15 protein-coding genes are annotated in these 16,506 nt (G+C 68.2%); 4 read left to right on the top strand and 11 right to left on the bottom strand.

Annotated features, from left to right (window positions below; all coding sequences use genetic code 11):
* Window positions 1-34: 34 nt before the first annotated feature.
* The 6 genes from ACIP1U_RS25285 to ACIP1U_RS25310 form a co-directional block, all read right to left on the bottom strand.
* On the bottom strand, window positions 35-1,138 hold the full coding sequence (locus ACIP1U_RS25285; protein WP_400320906.1) for a porin: 1,104 nt from the start codon (window positions 1,136-1,138) through the stop codon (window positions 35-37).
* A gap of 100 nt (window positions 1,139-1,238) precedes the next feature.
* Window positions 1,239-1,580, bottom strand: a complete 342-nt coding sequence (locus ACIP1U_RS25290) for a cupin domain-containing protein (RefSeq protein WP_400320909.1) — start codon at window positions 1,578-1,580, stop codon at window positions 1,239-1,241.
* A complete protein-coding gene (locus ACIP1U_RS25295) occupies window positions 1,577-2,554 on the bottom strand; it encodes a zinc-binding alcohol dehydrogenase family protein (protein WP_400320912.1) in 978 nt (325 codons plus the stop codon). The genes ACIP1U_RS25290 and ACIP1U_RS25295 overlap by 4 nt, the downstream gene beginning before the upstream one ends.
* A 42-nt stretch (window positions 2,555-2,596) precedes the next feature.
* Entirely contained in the window at window positions 2,597-3,481 is an 885-nt protein-coding gene (locus ACIP1U_RS25300) for a 3-keto-5-aminohexanoate cleavage protein (RefSeq protein WP_400320914.1), read from the bottom strand.
* An 83-nt stretch (window positions 3,482-3,564) separates the two neighbouring features.
* Window positions 3,565-4,314 carry an SDR family NAD(P)-dependent oxidoreductase gene (locus ACIP1U_RS25305; RefSeq protein WP_400320917.1) on the bottom strand — a complete coding sequence of 250 codons (750 nt, stop codon included), beginning with the start codon at window positions 4,312-4,314 and terminating at the stop codon, window positions 3,565-3,567.
* 40 nt (window positions 4,315-4,354) lie between these two features.
* The gene (locus tag ACIP1U_RS25310) at window positions 4,355-5,299 is read right to left on the bottom strand and encodes a dioxygenase (RefSeq protein WP_400320920.1); all 945 of its coding nucleotides are present in this window, start codon (window positions 5,297-5,299) and stop codon (window positions 4,355-4,357) included.
* 443 nt (window positions 5,300-5,742) lie between these two features.
* Here ACIP1U_RS25310 and cqsA point away from each other — a divergent pair, with 443 nt between their 5' ends.
* Complete coding sequence (cqsA, locus tag ACIP1U_RS25315) at window positions 5,743-7,047, top strand: alpha-hydroxyketone-type quorum-sensing autoinducer synthase (protein ID WP_400320923.1); 1,305 nt, start codon at window positions 5,743-5,745, stop codon at window positions 7,045-7,047.
* 9 nt (window positions 7,048-7,056) lie between these two features.
* Window positions 7,057-8,385 carry a sensor histidine kinase gene (locus tag ACIP1U_RS25320; protein WP_400320926.1) on the top strand — a complete coding sequence of 443 codons (1,329 nt, stop codon included), beginning with the start codon at window positions 7,057-7,059 and terminating at the stop codon, window positions 8,383-8,385.
* 17 nt (window positions 8,386-8,402) lie between these two features.
* Here ACIP1U_RS25320 and ACIP1U_RS25325 read toward each other — a convergent pair whose 3' ends face one another.
* Window positions 8,403-8,996, bottom strand: a complete 594-nt coding sequence (locus ACIP1U_RS25325) for a uracil-DNA glycosylase family protein (RefSeq protein ID WP_400320929.1) — start codon at window positions 8,994-8,996, stop codon at window positions 8,403-8,405.
* A gap of 71 nt (window positions 8,997-9,067) precedes the next feature.
* Window positions 9,068-10,015 carry an IclR family transcriptional regulator gene (locus ACIP1U_RS25330; RefSeq protein WP_400320931.1) on the bottom strand — a complete coding sequence of 316 codons (948 nt, stop codon included), beginning with the start codon at window positions 10,013-10,015 and terminating at the stop codon, window positions 9,068-9,070.
* A gap of 142 nt (window positions 10,016-10,157) precedes the next feature.
* Here ACIP1U_RS25330 and ACIP1U_RS25335 point away from each other — a divergent pair, with 142 nt between their 5' ends.
* Both ACIP1U_RS25335 and ACIP1U_RS25340 read left to right on the top strand, forming a co-directional pair.
* On the top strand, window positions 10,158-11,816 hold the full coding sequence (locus tag ACIP1U_RS25335) for a GMC family oxidoreductase (RefSeq protein WP_400320933.1): 1,659 nt from the start codon (window positions 10,158-10,160) through the stop codon (window positions 11,814-11,816).
* Between the two features lie 118 nt (window positions 11,817-11,934).
* The gene (locus ACIP1U_RS25340) at window positions 11,935-13,251 is read left to right on the top strand and encodes an MFS transporter (RefSeq protein WP_400320935.1); all 1,317 of its coding nucleotides are present in this window, start codon (window positions 11,935-11,937) and stop codon (window positions 13,249-13,251) included.
* A 34-nt stretch (window positions 13,252-13,285) separates the two neighbouring features.
* On the opposite strand, the gene ACIP1U_RS25345 is transcribed toward ACIP1U_RS25340, so the two are convergent.
* From ACIP1U_RS25345 to ACIP1U_RS25355, 3 genes are all read right to left on the bottom strand, one after another.
* Complete coding sequence (locus ACIP1U_RS25345) at window positions 13,286-14,425, bottom strand: DSD1 family PLP-dependent enzyme (RefSeq protein WP_400320938.1); 1,140 nt, start codon at window positions 14,423-14,425, stop codon at window positions 13,286-13,288.
* Window positions 14,426-14,515: 90 nt separating this feature from the next.
* Window positions 14,516-15,268: a BON domain-containing protein gene (locus tag ACIP1U_RS25350; protein WP_400320941.1), complete on the bottom strand. Its 753-nt coding sequence runs from the start codon at window positions 15,266-15,268 to the stop codon at window positions 14,516-14,518.
* Window positions 15,269-15,405: 137 nt separating this feature from the next.
* A complete protein-coding gene (locus tag ACIP1U_RS25355) occupies window positions 15,406-16,077 on the bottom strand; it encodes an alpha/beta hydrolase (protein WP_400320943.1) in 672 nt (223 codons plus the stop codon).
* Window positions 16,078-16,506: the final 429 nt, after the last annotated feature.

Consider the following 16,506-nt stretch of genomic DNA (forward strand, 5'->3'; position numbering starts at 1 on the left):
TCCTCACTGCCGGTCGGGACGCGTGTGCCGCGCCTCAGAAGAAATGCCGCATGCCGAGCGCGAAGGTCTGCGGGTCGGCGCCCGCGCTCACGCCCAACTCGTTGATGGCAAAGTCATAGATCGCGTTGCGCTTGTTGTTGATGCGGCTGTAGTAGGCATACAGCGCCGTGCGCTTGGATAGCGGGTAGTCGTAGCCCACCGTGACCTGTGTCGCGCCCGTCTCCGCGCCGCTGCGGAAGAAGCCGACGGTCTCGGTGGCGTTGCCGGCGCCGTTGCTGGCTAGGCCGAAGCCGACCCGCACGCTGCCCGGCCCCAGCTTCTGCACCACTGACGCGTAGTAGCCGTTGCGCGTCAGGTCGCCGGTGGCGGTGCGGTAGTGCAGCCGTTCATAGAGCAGCGCGACGGTGGTGCTCGGGAACTTGTAGGAAACGCCGGCCTTCATCGCATCGTCGTTGCGGCCCGCGGTCTGGTAATGCTGGTGGATTTCATAGGCCAGCACCACGTTGAGCGGACCGTTGTCGTAGGCGGCGGAGAACGAGTACAGCCCCGGGTTGCGCGGCACCGTGGTCTTTTCCTCGTTGACGCCCCACGCGGCCGCACCGCTGAAGCCCGCCAGCGATGGCGTCTTGTAGACGATGATGTTCTTCTGCCGGCGGTCGAATGCGCTGGTGTCCTGCACGTTGTCCGAACTCGACGTAGAGCCGTTGCCGATCAGCGCCATATAGCCCGCCGTGGTCGGGTAATACGGGTCGTAGGTCGAAGTCGCCTCGGTATAAGGCGTCTGCCAGTGCCCCATGAACAGCGTGCCGGCGTTGCCCTGCAACCCGATGCGCGAGTTGCGCCCCGCGATCTGGCCCTGGCCGGTGTCAAGCGAGACGTTGCTCTCGATCTGCCAGATCGCCTTGAGGCTGCCGCCCAACCCTTCCTCGCCGCGCATGCCGAACACGGAACGGTTGTTGGTCAGGCGGCCGACGCCGCCAAGGCGCGTGCCGTCGGTCGCCGTATTGGCATAGGAATACTCCAGCGCGGTGTTCAGGCGCCCGTACAGCGTCACGGACGACTGCGCGCCGGCGTGGCCGCTGCAAGCCGCGCCCACGGCCAGCAGCAGCAAGCGGCTGCGTTTCGGAACGGATGTCATTGGTCTACCCCTGTGGTTATGGTCAGTCTTTTTGTAGTCACATTTGTGGTCAGGGCCGTGTAATTCTGCATTGCAATCGTTTGCATTCAAGCCCAGGCAATCAGGCCTTCGGATACGGCATCGCCAGCAGCAGCAAGGCGGGCCGGTTGCCAGGATTGGACACCTGACGCGCCTCGCCCGGCGCAAGCCGCACCGAGTCGTACTGCCCCAGCGTGACGGCCTCGTCCGGCGTGCGCACGCGGACTTCGCCTTCGAGCACGACGTAGTGCTTTTCCACCGGCGAGGCGTCCAGCGCGGTATGGCCGCCGGGCAGCAGCACCGAGACCCCGAGCCACAGTGCCTCGGACGGCCCGGCCTCGTGCCCCTGCAGCCGCAGGCAATGCATGCCGTCGTGGTGGGGCGGGAAATACGCCGGCGCCTGGGCAAACCGGGTTGTGTTCATGGCTTGAGCACCACGCGCTCGGTGGCGCCTTGCAGGACCGCGCGATACGCGTCCTTGGCATTGGCCAGCGTATAGGTGTAGCCGGACAGCACCGGGAACGGCCGCAGCGCGCCCGAGGCGAACATCGGCGCGAGCTGGTCCAGGATTTGCGCGCAGGCGCCGCTGTCCAGCGCCAGCGTGTCGACGCCGACGTACGTATGCTGGCCGCGGTAGAAGGCGAAGATGTCGAACGGCACCGGCTTCTCGATGGTCGAGATAAAGATCTGCGCCGCGCCGATGGCCATCGCCTGGTTGGCTTGCTCGAAGTACGGGCTGCCGACGGTGTTGTAGACAATGTCGGCGCCATGGCCGCCGGTCTCATCGCGCACCACTTCTGCGATCGCTTCGCGGCTGGCGTCGATCATGCGCACCGCGCCGCTGGCGTGGCCGCGGTAAGGCTCTGCCGTGCGCTCGACGGCAAAGACGCGCGCGCCCAGCGCCGTGGCAATCTGGATGGTGGCCTGCCCGACCTTGCCGTTGCCTCCGCAGACCAGCACGGTGCTGCCGGCCTGCGGCATGCCGGCGCGGCGCAGGCCTTCATAGGCGGTGATGAACGGCACGCCCACGGCGCCGGCCTCCAGCAGCGACACCGAGGCCGGCTTGGCGCGCACCGCGCTGGCCTGGATACGCAGGTACTTGCCATGCGTGCCGTCGCGGCGGATGCCCAGCTCGCCGCCGCTGCCCCACACCTGCAGCCCCAGCAGCGCGGTGGGCCCGTCGATCACCAGGCCGGCATAGTCGCGGCCGGGCGTGCGCGGCCACACCGCATGCGGCATCAGGCCCAGCGTAGCCTTCACGTCGCTAGGATTGACCCCGGCACTGGCGACTTCGATGATGCATTGGTCCGCAGCGGCATGCGGGCGCGGCACGCCGAGCAGTTCGAGCTTCAGCGCCTCGATGTCGGCGGCTTTCTGGTTCACGCGGATCGTGTTCATAAGGTTTGTCCTTTCAGGAATCGGCAATTCGGTTGGCGGGACTCAGGCTTCGCGCAGCCCCAGCGTGCGGCGCGCCTCGCTCGGCGACGCGATCTCGCCGCCAAGCGAGCGCACGATGTCGCGGGCCTTGGCGACCAGCGCGGCATTGCTCGGGGCCAGCACGCCCTTGTCCAGGTAGATGTTGTCTTCCAGGCCCACGCGCACGTGGCCGCCGGCCAGCCATGCCTGCGCCACGATCGGGAATTCGGCGCGGCCGATGCCGAAGGCAGACCAGTGCGCCCCGGCGGGGAGCATGTTGCGCGCATAGAAGATCGTCTCGGGCGTGGGCGCGAAGCCGTACTTGACGCCCAGCACGAAGGTCCACAGGCCAGGCCCGTCGAGCACGCCGTCGCGGATGAAATCGAGCGCCATGTTCAGGTCGCCCGAATCGAAGATCTCCAGCTCCGGCATGACGCCGGCGGCGCGGATCGCGGCGGCCATCTTGCGCACGTTGGCGGGGGTGTTGATGACCACGTCGCCGCCGGAATTCATGGTATTGAGGTCGAGCGAACACACGTCCGGACGCAGCGCGGTGATGTGCTCGACGCGCTTGCCCGGATGCAGCAGCGTGGTGCCCGGCGCCGCCACGCGCGGCTCGTCCTCGCTTGGCACGAAGCGGCCACCGGGACCGGTGGTGAGGTTGATGATCAGCGTGCGGTTCCGCGCGCGGATGCGGTCGATGACGTCGGCGTAGTACTCGAGCGCCATCGACGGGCGGCCCGTTTCGGGATCGCGCACGTGGATATGGGCCGCGGCGGCGCCGGCTTCGGCGGCTTCGAGCGCTGCGTCGGCGATCTGCGCCGGCGTGACTGGCAGGCCGGGATGCTGCTCGGGGGTGACGATATTGCCGGTCACCGCGCAGGTGATGATGGTCTTGCGTGCGTGCATGAGCGAACGTTGCGAATGTTGTGAATGTTGTGAATGTTGTGAATGTTGGTTCGGAACAAAAGAAAACGGAGCGCGGCGCCGGCCTAGCCGAGCTGCCGGCCGCCGTCGACGACGATGGTGGTGCCGGTGGCAAAGCGCAGCGAGGTCGCGCACGCGGCGATGGCATCGGCCACGTCCTGCGCCTGGCCGATGCGTTGCAGCGGCGTCGTCCTGGCGGCGCGCTCGTTGAAGCCGCTGTCGCGGCCGGGCACGAACGCGCTGTCGACCACGCCGGGCGAGACGTTCAGCACGCGGATCTGCGGCGCCAGTGCGCGCCCCAGCGACATCGCCATGACGTCGAGCCCGGCCTTGGCCGCGCAGTACGCCACGTTGCTGCCCTGCCCGTTGCGCCCCGCGATGGAGCCGACATTGACCACCAGCCCCTCGCCGTTGGCGCGCAGGTGCGGCGCGAAGGCGCGGATCGCGGCGAACTGGCCGCGCCAGTTGATGGCGAAGAGTTCATCGATCAGCGCGTCGTCGAGCGCATCGAGGTCGGCATGCGGAATCGCCCGCGTAAAGCCGGCGGTATTGACCAGCATGTCCACACGGCCGTAATGGCAGATGACTTCGTCGGCCAGCGCGCGCAGCGAGGCGCTGTCGGCGACTTCCGCGACGGCGGCAAGATGGTTGCCGGCCGGCAGCGCGGCCGCTGCGCTGGCAGCCTTGTCGGCGTCGCGTCCGGTCAGGACGATGCTCGCGCCAAGGCGGGCCAGCGTTTCACCGGTGGCAAAGCCGATGCTGCCGGTGCCGCCGAGGATCACGGCAACCTTGCCGGAAAGGGAGGATGGGCTCATGTTCGGAGTTGAATTTGCGTGAAAGGAAAACGGCTGGCGCTCAATCGATCGGCGGCTTGGGAAAGGTCTGCTGCCCCGGCTCCAGCGTGAAATCGAAGTCCAGCGTGTAGAACGGCGCCGGCACGTCGCCCCACGGGCTGCGGCCCTGGTCGTGCAACCGCAGCGTGCCGACCAGTTGGTGGTGCACGCCGAAGGTGACATCCGAGGCGAGCTTGTCTGCCTCGTCGGCAAACACCTGCGTCACCAGCGTCCGGTAGCCCTTTGCCGCGACGATGAAATGGATATGCGCCGGCCGGTACGGATGGCGATGTTGCGCGGCCAGCAGCGCGCCGACCGGGCCATCGGTCGGTACCGGGTAGCCGGCCGGCCGCACCGTGCGGAAGCGGTAGCCGCCGTCGGCATCGGTATGGAAGCAGCCGCGCAGGTTGCGGTCGGGCTGCGTCGGGTCCTGGTTGTCGTACAGGCCGACCGTCGAGGCCTGCCACACCTCGACCAGCGCGCCGGCCAGCGGCGTGCCGTCGGTGCCGCGCACGGTGCCGCTGACCAGCAGCGGCAAGCCGGGCGCATCGTCCTGCACCACGCAGTCGCCGCAGGCATAGCGCGGCGCGTTGGCGCGGTAGAACGGCCCCAGCAAGGCGCCGGGCGTGCGGCCGTCGCGGGTGCTGTTGTTCATCACCGTCACCAGCGTCGACAAACCCAGCACATCGGCCGCCAGCACGACCTCGTTGTGCGTGGCGTGCGTCGCGTGGCCAAGGCTGGCGAGCCAGCCCAGCGCGAATTCGAACTCTTCGTCGGTCAGGCGCGCCTCGCGCAGGAAGCCGTGCAGATGCCGGACCAGCGCATCCATGACGAAGCGCAGGCGTGGGTTGTCGGTATCCGCCATGGCGGCCTGGACGATGCCGGTCACCGAATGCTCGTCGTCTATCAGCGTGGGGCGCGGGGCCGGCCATACCGGCGATCCCTGCCGCGCGAGCGATGTTTCCATGTCATGCCTCCGTTGCAAACGTTTGCAGTATTATCGGCGGCCGGCGCGGGAGGTCAAGGTGAAAGTTGAGGGCATCGGGCGCCCGATGCTCCGCTCGCCGGGGGAAATCGCAATCAAAACAAGCCGCTACGGCCCCTGTTCAGGACAAACCCTAGGCGGCTTCCGCCCACGCGGAGGGTGGCAAATGGCGTTCCAGTTGCCTATATATGCCTCATCAGGCACTGATCAGCGACGGGCCGCGCCACAATGCATCCGCGGCGTGGCCCTTCGCGCTCAAACAAGCGTTGAACTGGTGGAAGCCCGGTCACAATCGACATCCAGGACTTGGCACAGTGATCGCTTAGTGCAGACGCCCCGACTTGCCTGCCATGCCCAGATCCCTGGCAATGCTCAATGCTGCCAGCGATCCCCTTCGACCAGCCCTACCGACCAGAGGAAAACCGATGTTCTCCGCCGCCCAGCGTCCCCAGCCGACGCATTCTGCTCCCTGCTCCCCCCGCGGCATGGCCACGCCACCGCTGCCGCAGTGGATCGCAGCACGCATGTCAGAGCACTTCGATACCCGGCTAGGCAAGCTCTGGGGCGGCGACCACCTCTTGCATGGGCGCAAACCCGGACCCGATGCGCTGCACCTGAGCAGCAACGACTACCTGTGCCTGCTGGGCGAGCGGCCGCTGCTGGAGGCGCAGGCTCGCGCGCTGCTGGACGAGCAGCCGGAGCTGTTGATGTCGTCCGTGTTCCAGTACGGCGATACGCCGCAACGGCACGTCGAGCGCAAGCTGGCCAACCTGATGCAGGCCGAGGACGGGCTGATCGCCCAGTCGGGCTGGGCCGCCAACGTCGGCCTGGTGCAATGCATCGCCGGGCCTGGGGTGCCGGTCTATATCGACATGAACGGCCACGCCTCGCTGTGGGAAGGCATCACCGCCGCCGGCGCGCAGGCCGTGCCGATCCGCCACAACGACGTGGCCCATGCGCGCCGGCAGGCCGAGCGCTTCGGCCCCGGCGTAATCATGGTCGACGCGGTGTACTCCACCACCGGCGCCGTGGCGCCGCTGGAGGAATATGTCGCAGTGGCGGAAGCGACGGGTTCTGTGCTGGTCGTGGATGAGTCGCACTCGCTCGGCACCCACGGGCCGTCGGGCGGCGGGCTGGTGCCGGCGCTGGGGCTGTCGGAACGGGTGCATTTCCGCACCGCGTCGCTGGCCAAGGCCTTTGCCGGGCGCGCGGGCTTTGTCACCTGCTCCAGCAGGTTCAAGGACTTCTTCGCGGTCGAGTCGCGGCCGGCCATTTTCAGTTCGGGGCTGCTGCGCCACGAGATCGCGTGGTTCGAGGCCGCCATCGACTTCATCGCCGCGGCGGACCACCGGCGCGAACGGCTCCATGCGCTCACCCGCGAAACCCGCGAAGCGATCAGTGCGCTTGGGTACAACATCAGCAACGGTTCCGAGCAGATCATCGGGCTGGAGGCCGGCAGCGAACCGCAGGTGATGGTCCTGCGCAACGCGCTGCAACAGCGCGGCATCTTCGGCGCGGTATTCTGTTCGCCGGCAACCCCCAAAAATCGGGCATTGATGCGACTTACCCTGCATGCGAAACTTAGCGCCGGTGAAATCGACCGGCTGGTCGGCGTCCTCGCCAGTATCCGCGACGAGGTGCGCCTGGAAGAATGGTCATCCACGCGCCGCAGCCGGCGCAAATCCCTCAATCCCAGAGAGGAGCTCGCCGCAAGCTCCCGCGAGGAGTAGCCGTTGGAGATGGAAGCAGAGTTGGCCGACACAGGCCGCAAGCGCCGCACCGGCTTGTTCAGCCTTTCCGGTCTTTCGGGCCTTGCCCGCCGGACCTGGCAGTCGGTGTTCGATACCGCGGCGCGGGCCATCCTGCTCGACGAGGAAAGCGTTATCCGCCTGCGGCGGATCCAGATGGTGGGCGCGCTGGGGGTGATCGGGCATCCGCTCTACTACCTGATCTGGTCCTACGTGTTCCCGCAGCCCTACGAGAACCTGTGGCTGCGCCTGGTCTGCACCGCGCTGTTCGTGCCGCTGCTCTTTGCCAGCGCGTTCTCGCACCGGCGCTGGCTGCCGCCATACGCGCTGTTTGCGATCACGGTGGGCATGCCATTCGCCTTCATCTTCCTCTACCTGGAGAACGGCGGGTCGATGGCCTGGGCCGAGTCGGTCATCATCGCCGTGGTGATCCTCTACCACTTCAATACGGCATTCGCGACCATTTCGCTGCTGTCCGGCGCGGCGGCGGCGGTGGCGCTGTTCGTGCTGGCCGGCAATTCCATGGGCGGGATCCCGTGGGAGCCGGTGCTGCTGCAGTTGCCGATCATCGGCTTCGTGATCTCGGTGCTGGTGGTGATCAAGCTCGACCGCCAGCTGCTGATCGAGCAGAAGCGGCGCGGCATGGCGGCGGCGCTGGCCACCGTCGCGCATGAGCTGCGTACGCCGCTGACCAGCCTGAGCATCAGCGCGGGCGGCCTCAAGGCGCGGCTGCCGGCAGCGCTGGACCAGGACGCGCCGCGCCGCGAGGGGCTGATGCAGGCGGTGGCACGCATGGAGTCCGACATCGCGCATATCAGCAACAGCATCGAACTGCTGGTCGCCAACTCCAAGAACCCGGAAAGGGCCACGCGCGAGCTGTTCGAACTGGGTGGCGTGATCCGCGACACCATTGCCCGGTTTCCATTCGAGCAGCCGGGCCGCGACATCGTCACGATCGATCTGCCCGGCCCGGTGCGCGTGCTCGGCAACGCACAGCTGTTCGGGCTGGTCATGACCAACCTGCTGAAAAACGCGCTCGAAGCGATCAAGCGCGCCGGCAAGGGCGATATCCAGATTCGCTGCGAGGTGCGGCCGGACGCGGTGCACGTCACCTTCCGCGACACCGCGACCGGAGTGCCGCCGCAGGTGCTGGCGCGCATGTTCCAGCCCTTCTTTTCTTACCCGGCGCACCGCGGCACCGGCATCGGGCTGGCGTTCTGCCAGAACGTGCTGGCCAGCTGGGGCGCCGGCATCAGCTGCCGTTCCGTCGAACACGAATTTACCGAGTTCGACATCCGCTTCCCGCACAAGGACCACTGAGGGACCACTGAGCGGCATCAGCCAGACAGCGCCTGCGCTACCTGTTGCCGCAGCAGCGGCAGCACGTCGGTATCGAACCACGGATGGCGCCGCAGCCAGAAGCGGTTGCGCGGGCTGGGATGCGGCAGCGGGAAGAAACGTGGCAGGTAGTCGGCGCAGGCGGCGACGGTATCGGCCAGCGTCGCTCCGGCCCGGCTGCCGAGGTAATAAGCCTGTGCATGGCGGCCGACCAGCAGGGTCAACCGGATGTCCGGCATGGACGCCAGCAGCGGCGCATGCCACAGCGGCGCACATTCGCGCCGCGGCGGCAGGTCGCCGCTGACACCCTTGCCCGGATAGCACAGCCCTATCGGCACGATCGCCACCTTGCCGGCGTCATAGAACTGTTCCGGCGTCAGCTGCAGCCAGCTGCGCAGCAGGTCGCCGGATGGGTCGTTCCAGGGGATGCCGGTTTCATGCACGCGCCGTCCGGGCGCCTGGCCGACGATCAGCAGCCGCGCACGGGCGCCGGCCTGCACCACCGGCCTGGGCTCGTGCGGCAAGGCGCAGGCGCGGCAGGCGGCGATGTCGGCGAGGAGCCGGTCAAGCTTGACGGAGCGGGTACGAGGCAAATCAGAGGGCCGGGGCGATGCGAGAAGCTTCCCAGTGTAAGCGCTTCCCCCGGCAGGACAGGTGCCTCGCGCTACGGCGCGCAAAGCACCCGCGCCATCTCGTCGGCGGCGCCCTGCAGCATCGGCACTGCCTTCAGCAAGGCATCCATCGACACGCGCGCCGTCGGCGCATGGCAGGCGATGGCGGCTACCACCTGACGCCGCGCCCCCTTCGACCCCGGCACCGGCCCCCACTCCGGCCCTGATCCCGGCCCTGATCCCGGCCCTGATCCCGGCCCCGATTCCGGCCTCCGCTCCAGTACCGGCACCGCCACCGCGCACATGCCGCGCACGAATTCCTCATGGTCGACGCCGATCGCGCGCGTGCCCAGCCGGTCCAGCTCCGCCTCCAGCGACGCCATGTCCGACAAGGTGCGCGGCGTATTGCGCGTCAGCGCCAGGCGTCCGAGCATCTGGCGCCGCTCCAGCCGGCTCATTGCCGCCAGGAACAGCTTGCCACTGGCGGTGCAATGCAGCGGCACGTGGATACCTGGCGACAGCTGCAGCCGCAGCGGTTCATGCGTCTCGACGCGCTCCACGTACAGCACGCGGTCGCCGTCCAGCGCAGTGAGGTTGCAGGTCTCGCCCAGGTTTGCCACCAGCCGGGCCAGGATGGCGCGGCATTCGCGCAGCACCTGCGGGCTGCGCAACGTCTGCAGCGCCAGCGCGCTGGCGCCGGGCCCGGGCACGAAGCCGCGCTCTGCCGGCATCCTGACCACGAAGCCGGCGCGCTCCATCGCGGCCAGCAGCCGCATCAGCGTGGCCTTGGGCACGTGCAGCCGCTGCGACAGCTGCGACAGGGTCTGCGGATGCTGGGCGCGGGCAAGACTGGACAGCACCGTCAGTGCGCGCAGGCTGCGGGCGTCGTCATCGCCGGCGCCAGCCGCGCCCGCGTCAGTGGCCATCGGTGTGGCCAGCGCGCCGCCGACGGCCTCTGCTGCACTGCGATTCTGAAACGGGATTGACACGTTCTGTTTCACAACCGGCGTCTCCTCGCGATTGGGCTTTCCATTCCACTTTTGAAAAATAAAATCCGGAACAGAACGTTTCAAATTATAGATCGATGCCGGAGCGCGGGACAGCTTGTGGGACATGCGCCGGCCATAAAAGGAGACAGCGACGATGTCGCAAAGCGTTGACTACATCGTGGTAGGTGCCGGCTCGGCCGGCTGCGTGCTGGCCAACCGGCTCAGCGAAGACGGCCGCCATTCGGTCTGCCTGCTCGAAGCCGGGCCGCCAGACCGCTACCCGTGGATCCATATCCCGATCGGCTATGGCAAGACCATGTTCCACAAGAAAGTGAACTGGGGCTTCTATACCGATCCCGACCCCAACATGCTGAACCGCCGCATCTACTGGCCGCGCGGCCGCACGCTGGGCGGCAGCAGCGCCATCAACGGCCTGATCTACGTGCGCGGCCAGCGCCAGGACTACGACCACTGGGCCGAACTGGGCAATGCGGGCTGGGAGTGGGACGCCTGCCTGCCCTACTTCCGCAAGCTGGAGAACAACGACCTCGGCGCCGGCCCGACGCGCGGCACCGCGGGGCCACTGAACGCCACCTCGATCGACCGCCGGCACCCGCTGGTGGATGCCTTCATCGACGCCGGCCAGGCGCTGGGCCTGCCGCGCAAGACCGATTTCAACGACGGCGACCAGGAGGGCGCGGGCTACTACCAGCTCACCACGCGCAACGGCTGGCGCTGCTCCACCGCGGTGGCCTACCTGCGGCCGGCACGCACGCGCACCAACCTGCGCGTCGAGACCGACGCCCACACCACCGCGGTGCTGTTCGAGGGCAAGCGCGCCGTGGGCGTGCGCTACGTCAAGGACGGCCAGCCCTATATTTTGCGGGCGCGCCGAGAGGTGATCCTGTGCGCCGGCGCGCTGCAGTCGCCGCAGCTGCTGCAACTGTCCGGCATCGGCCCCGCACCGCTGCTGCGGGAGATGGGCGTGCCGGTGGTGCAGGCGCTGCCGGGCGTCGGCGAGAACCTGCAGGACCACCTGCAGATCCGCCTGATCTACGAGGTGGCGCAGCCCATCACGACCAACGACCAGTTGCGCTCGCTGGCGGGCAAGGCGCGCATGGGGCTGGAATGGCTGCTGATGCGCAAGGGGCCGCTGGCGATCGGCATCAACCAGGGCGCCATGTTCTGCCGTGCGCTGCCGGAAAGCGCCACGCCCGATACGCAGTTTCACTTCGCCACCTTGTCCGCGGACATGGCCGGCGGCAACGTGCATCCGTTCTCGGGCTGCACCTACTCGGTCTGCCAGCTGCGGCCGGCATCGCGCGGCACGGTGCGCATCCGCAGCACCGATCCGTTCGAGGCGCCTTCGATGCAGCCCAACTACCTGTCCGCCGAGCTGGACCGTCGCTGCACCGTCGCCGCGGTCCGCTACGCGCGCCGCGTGGCGCAGGCCGAACCGATGCGCGGGCTGATGCAGCGCGAATTCCGCCCCGGCGCTGCCGTGCAGACCGACGACGAAATCCTGCACTTCTGCCGCGAGTACGGCGCCACCATCTTCCACCCGTCGGGCACCGCCAAGATGGGCCCCGCGCACGACCCGCTCGCCGTGGTCGACGCGCGCCTGCGAGTACATGGCGTGGGCGGGCTGCGCGTGGTCGACTGCTCGGTGATGCCGACGCTGGTGTCGGGCAATACCAACGTGCCAGTGGTGATGATGGCCGAGCGTGCCGCCGACTTTATCCGCGAGGATGCGCGGCGCGAGCCGCTGTCGGCGGAAATCGCCGAGCGCGCGCCAGTGGCGGCGGTCGCCTGAAGCCTTTCGACAAGCGCCACGGCCAGGCGCTGACAACGACAAAGGCCGATCCTGCAGTGCACGCGGCGTCCAATATGACGATTAGAGCGGACGCCTCCCACCACCCGAGGAGACAGCAATGACAAGCCCCAATGAACAGGCGGTGCGCAAGGTAGCGCTGGCGTCGGTAATCGGCGCCACCATCGAATGGTATGACTTCTTCCTGTACGGCGTGGTCGCCGGCCTGGTCTTCAACAAGCTGTACTTTCCCGGCGACGACCCGCTGGTCGCCACCATGCTGGCCTACACCACCTTTGCGGTCGGTTTTCTCACGCGGCCGCTGGGCGGCGTGATCTTCGGCCACTTCGGCGACAAGGTCGGCCGCAAGAGCATGCTGGTCATCACGCTGATGATCATGGGCGTGTCGACCTTCCTGATCGGGCTGGTGCCTACCTACGAAAGCATCGGCATCGCGGCGCCGATCCTGCTGTTGCTGCTGCGCGTGCTGCAAGGCATCGGCCTGGGTGGCGAATGGGGCGGCGCGGTGCTGATGGCGTACGAGTACGCGCCGCCGGAGCGGCGCGGCTTCTATGCCTCGCTGCCGCAGATCGGGCTGGCGATCGGGCTGTGCCTGGCCTCGGGCGTGGTGGCGCTGCTGTCGCTGACGCTGACCGATGCGCAGTTCCTGTCATGGGGCTGGCGCATCGCCTTCCTGATCTCGGCGGGGATGGTGTTCGTCGGCATGTATATCCGCCTGAACGTGAAGGAGACGCCGGAGTTCGCCCGCGTGAAGCAGCGCAACGCGGAAACGCGTATCCCGTTCGTCGACATGATGCGCCGCTACCCGGGCAATATCCTCAAGGGCATGGGAGCGCGCTATATCGACGGGGTGTTCTTCAATATCTTCGGCGTGTTCTCGATCAGCTACCTGACGCAGACCGTCAACATCAGCCGCACCGAAGCGCTGGTGGGCGTGATGGCCGCCGCGATCGCGATGTGTTTCTTCATCCCGTTCTTCGGCCACCTGTCCGACCGCATCGGCCGCACGCGCGTGTACTTCTGGGGTTCGCTGATCACGGCGCTGTCGGCGTTCCCGGCGTTCTGGCTGATGCTGAACAGCGGGCAGAGCATGATGCTGCTGTGGCTGTCGATCGTGGTGCCGTTCGGCATCTTCTACGCCGCGGTGTACGGGCCCGAAGCCGCGCTGTTCTGCGAGTTGTTCGATGCGCGCGTGCGCTATACCGGCATCTCCTTCGTCTACCAGTTCTCGGGCATCTTTGCTTCGGGCATCACGCCGATCATTGCCACCGCGCTGCTCAAATCGGGAGGCGGCAAGCCGTGGCAGATCTGCGCCTACGTGGCCTTTGCGGGGCTGGTGTCGGCACTGTCGGTGGCGTTGATCGAGCGGCGCGCGGGCGCTGAGCAGCTGCGCGAAGGCAACGCGCCGGCGCGCTGAGCGGGCCAGGCGGGCCAGGCGGCCCAGGCGAGCGTCAGCGGCTAAGCCCGCGCGCTTCGATGGCCCATACCGCTTCCACCCGCTCGCCGCGCACGCAGGCATAGGCATCGTGCAGGTTGGCGGTGGGATCGCAATGGCCCGGCACCAGCCACAGCCGCTCGCCCAGCAGGTCGCGGCTGTCGGCGCCGGTCACCGTCAGCACGCCGTGCTCGTCGTTGGCGGCAACGTACTCCAGCGCACCATCGGCATCGCCCGGCCACACGTGCGGCAGACCGGAATCGACCGCGACCGACTTCAGGCCCACATCGCACACGGCCACGCCGGCGCGCGCCGCGCTCATCACGGTCGATGCCACGAACAGGGCATGCAGCGGCCGCAGCGCGCCTTCCCATTCGAGCGAGCCGTAATGGCCGTCGAGAAACAGGTACGAGCCCGGCTGGATTTCGGTGTAGACGCCGCCCTCCAGGTCGAACTCTGCCGTGCCGGTGCCGCTGCCGGTTACCACCGGGCAGCGCAGCCCGCGCCGCTCCAGCGCGCGCAAATAGCCGGCGGTGGCCTCGGCCGCGCGCTGCGCGGCCTCGCGCCGCTGTGCCCATGCCTCGATATGCTGGATGCCTCCGTGATAGCCCTGCAGGCCGCCAAAATCCAGTGCGGCTTCGGCGTCGATCGCGTCGATCAGCGCCAGCAAGGCCTCGTCGCTGGCCACGCCGCAGCGGCCCTGCCCCACGTCGACCTCCGGCAATACCGCAATGCGCACGCCGGCGCGCGCCGCGGCGGCGCCGACCTGGCTGACCTGGCGCACGTCGTCCACGCAGATCGACAGGCGCGTGTGGCGGGCCAGTTCGGCCGCCATCGCGGCCTTGTCGGCGCCGACGAATTCATTGCTCAGGTGGATGCTGCCGATCCCGGCCGCGGCAAAGGGATACGCCTCGGACAGCTTCTGGCAGCAGATGCCAACCGCGCCCGCATCGACCTGCCGCTGCGCGATCGCCACGGACTTGTGCGCCTTGGCGTGGGGGCGCAGCGCTACGCCGGCGCGCTCGGCAAGCTCCGCCATGCGCGCCAGGTTGGCTTCAAAGGCATCGAGTTCGATCAGCAGCGCAGGCGTAGACAACGCTGACAACGATTGGCCGACCGCCGCGTACGGCGGCCTCAGAACGCTGGCTTCATGCATGGTGTGGGGCCCGGTGGCGGCAGTGCTTGCCGTGGGCCCTCACGATAACACCGGCGTGGCCTTGCGCACAGACTTGCGTGTGCAGCAGCGCTAGCGGCGCGTGGCCAGCAGGCGGTAGCCGCGTCCGCAGTGCTCCGCGGCAGCGGCGCGGGCCACGTCGGCATCGTCGAACAGGCCGGCCTGCGCGATCGACCTCACCATCACCGCCTCGCCGCGCTCGCTGGCGAGGAAACGCCCGTCCCAGCCTTGCACGATGTACAGCACGCCGCCGGCCGGAGACCCGACCTCCCGGCGCTGGCCGGTGGACTGGCCGATCCGCTGCTGACCCTGGCCCTCGCCACGCGCTGCGCCGGCGGCACGCTCGCCGATTCCGCCATTGCCGCCGCTTCCGGCGCTGCTGCCCGGCCGCGCCATCTGGATGTTATTGCGCACTTCACTGACGCCGAGCACATCCTCGGCCAATTGCTCAATGCGGAACTTGGCGTCGCGGTCCCGGACGGTGCCGGCCAGCGTGACAATGCCCGAGCCGACCTCGACGGTGACATCCGAGACATCGTCCTCGGCATGCGCGAGCCGTTCGCACAGGTCATCGCGAATGCGGGCGTCGGTGCGCTGGTAGCCTTTGGGCATGCGGCGCGATCCCGCTTGCGCGGCCCAGCGCGAAGGGCGCGTGGGCCGCTCGACGTCTTCATCCTCCATGCCATAGCGGGCCTCGCCATAGCCATACGGCGAGCCGCCGGTGTCGCCGCTGCGCCAGTGGCGTCCCTGGCGGGTATCGTCGGGCTCGTCGTAACCCCGGTGGCGCCAGGTTCCCCCGAATTCCGACGGTGCGTAGTCTTTCATGGATTGCCTCCGATCTGACGTCCTAGCCTGATATCGGTAGCAGGAAACATGCCCTTGCGCCCCGGTGTGCCCGGTACGGCCGCACGGCGCTCCGGGTAGCGCCGCGGGACGCAGTTTTTACACGCTGCGCAACAACGTCATGTGCTGCGCCCCTCCACGGCCGGCCGGTCGAGGTACTGGCCGACGATGCGCACCAGCAACGGCAGCTTGCCGGTAAAGAAATGATCGGCGCCCGGGACCACCACCACCGGCAACGCCTGCGGACGGGCCCAGTCGAACAGCGCGGCCAGTTCCGCGCGCTCGTCGCGCTCGCCATGCACCACCAGGCAATCGGCGGGCACCGCCGGCGTGTCATAGCTGCGATGGGCCTTGACCGTGCCATATGGCAGGCCGGTCAACACGAGGTGGCGGATCGGCACGCCCTGTGCCGCCAGCGTGGCGGCCACCTGCGCCATCACGAACGCCCCGAACGAAAAACCCGCCAGCGCCAGCGGCAGGCCGGGATGGTCGTCGCGCAGCTTCGCTACCACGGCCAGCATGTCGTCGGCCTCGCCGCGGCCCTGGTCGTGCTCGCCGCCCGAGCCCGCCACGCCGCGGAAGTTGGGCCGCACGGTCAGGAAGCCGCGCGCCAGCAGCGCCTTGGCCAATTGGTGCGGCACCTTGTGCGTGGCCGAGCCGCCCAGCAGCGGGTGCGGATGCGACACCACCGCGATCCCGCGCGGCGTGCCGGCGGGACGGTCGACCAGCATCTCGATCGGCCCGGCGGCGCCGGCCAGGCGTGCCGTTTCCGTGGCAGACGGTACTCCCATGAATGCTCCATGCAATATCGGTGGGGCTGCTTGCCAGCCCCGAAAAAAACGGGATGGTAATGCGATTGTGGCGAGCATGCCGCCCGCGTTGGCGGTGCCGATGGCATGGCTGCGCAAAATTCTGCCCTGCGGTGCCCCATGCGCCGCCTGCGCGGGGCATGTGACCTGAACGCTTTCGTATAATGGCCCGAACCGCGGCACCCACGAAACCCACGTAAGCGGGCCCGCCGCGTTCGGTCAGCACGACCCCGTGCCACGCATTGCCGGCCTGTGGCCTCGCCCACGGGCCTTTCTCGTGGCTGACCCAAATTCGCCGAAGCGGATGGCCTGCAGCCCTGTACGCTGCCATCCCTTCCCGTGTTCATCGCCGGTGACCCGGCCGTTCCGCAGCGCAATCGCGACGCAGCGCCATGTGGCCCTGCCCGCACC

This window comes from Cupriavidus sp. NPDC089707, from assembly GCF_044748965.1.
Taxonomy (GTDB): Bacteria; Pseudomonadota; Gammaproteobacteria; order Burkholderiales; family Burkholderiaceae; genus Cupriavidus.

What these genes read in the sequence shown, in the direction of transcription:
- ACIP1U_RS25285 (WP_400320906.1), bottom strand. Translation starts at nt 1,138, where the DNA reads ATGACATCCGTTCCGAAACGCAGCCGCTTGCTGCTGCTGGCCGTGGGC.
- ACIP1U_RS25290 (WP_400320909.1), bottom strand. Translation starts at nt 1,580, where the DNA reads ATGAACACAACCCGGTTTGCCCAGGCGCCGGCGTATTTCCCGCCCCAC.
- ACIP1U_RS25295 (WP_400320912.1), bottom strand. Translation starts at nt 2,554, where the DNA reads ATGAACACGATCCGCGTGAACCAGAAAGCCGCCGACATCGAGGCGCTG.
- ACIP1U_RS25300 (WP_400320914.1), bottom strand. Translation starts at nt 3,481, where the DNA reads ATGCACGCACGCAAGACCATCATCACCTGCGCGGTGACCGGCAATATC.
- ACIP1U_RS25305 (WP_400320917.1), bottom strand. Translation starts at nt 4,314, where the DNA reads ATGAGCCCATCCTCCCTTTCCGGCAAGGTTGCCGTGATCCTCGGCGGC.
- ACIP1U_RS25310 (WP_400320920.1), bottom strand. Translation starts at nt 5,299, where the DNA reads ATGGAAACATCGCTCGCGCGGCAGGGATCGCCGGTATGGCCGGCCCCG.
- cqsA (WP_400320923.1), top strand. Translation starts at nt 5,743, where the DNA reads ATGTTCTCCGCCGCCCAGCGTCCCCAGCCGACGCATTCTGCTCCCTGC.
- ACIP1U_RS25320 (WP_400320926.1), top strand. Translation starts at nt 7,057, where the DNA reads ATGGAAGCAGAGTTGGCCGACACAGGCCGCAAGCGCCGCACCGGCTTG.
- ACIP1U_RS25335 (WP_400320933.1), top strand. Translation starts at nt 10,158, where the DNA reads ATGTCGCAAAGCGTTGACTACATCGTGGTAGGTGCCGGCTCGGCCGGC.
- ACIP1U_RS25340 (WP_400320935.1), top strand. Translation starts at nt 11,935, where the DNA reads ATGACAAGCCCCAATGAACAGGCGGTGCGCAAGGTAGCGCTGGCGTCG.
- ACIP1U_RS25345 (WP_400320938.1), bottom strand. Translation starts at nt 14,425, where the DNA reads ATGCATGAAGCCAGCGTTCTGAGGCCGCCGTACGCGGCGGTCGGCCAA.
- ACIP1U_RS25350 (WP_400320941.1), bottom strand. Translation starts at nt 15,268, where the DNA reads ATGAAAGACTACGCACCGTCGGAATTCGGGGGAACCTGGCGCCACCGG.
- ACIP1U_RS25355 (WP_400320943.1), bottom strand. Translation starts at nt 16,077, where the DNA reads ATGGGAGTACCGTCTGCCACGGAAACGGCACGCCTGGCCGGCGCCGCC.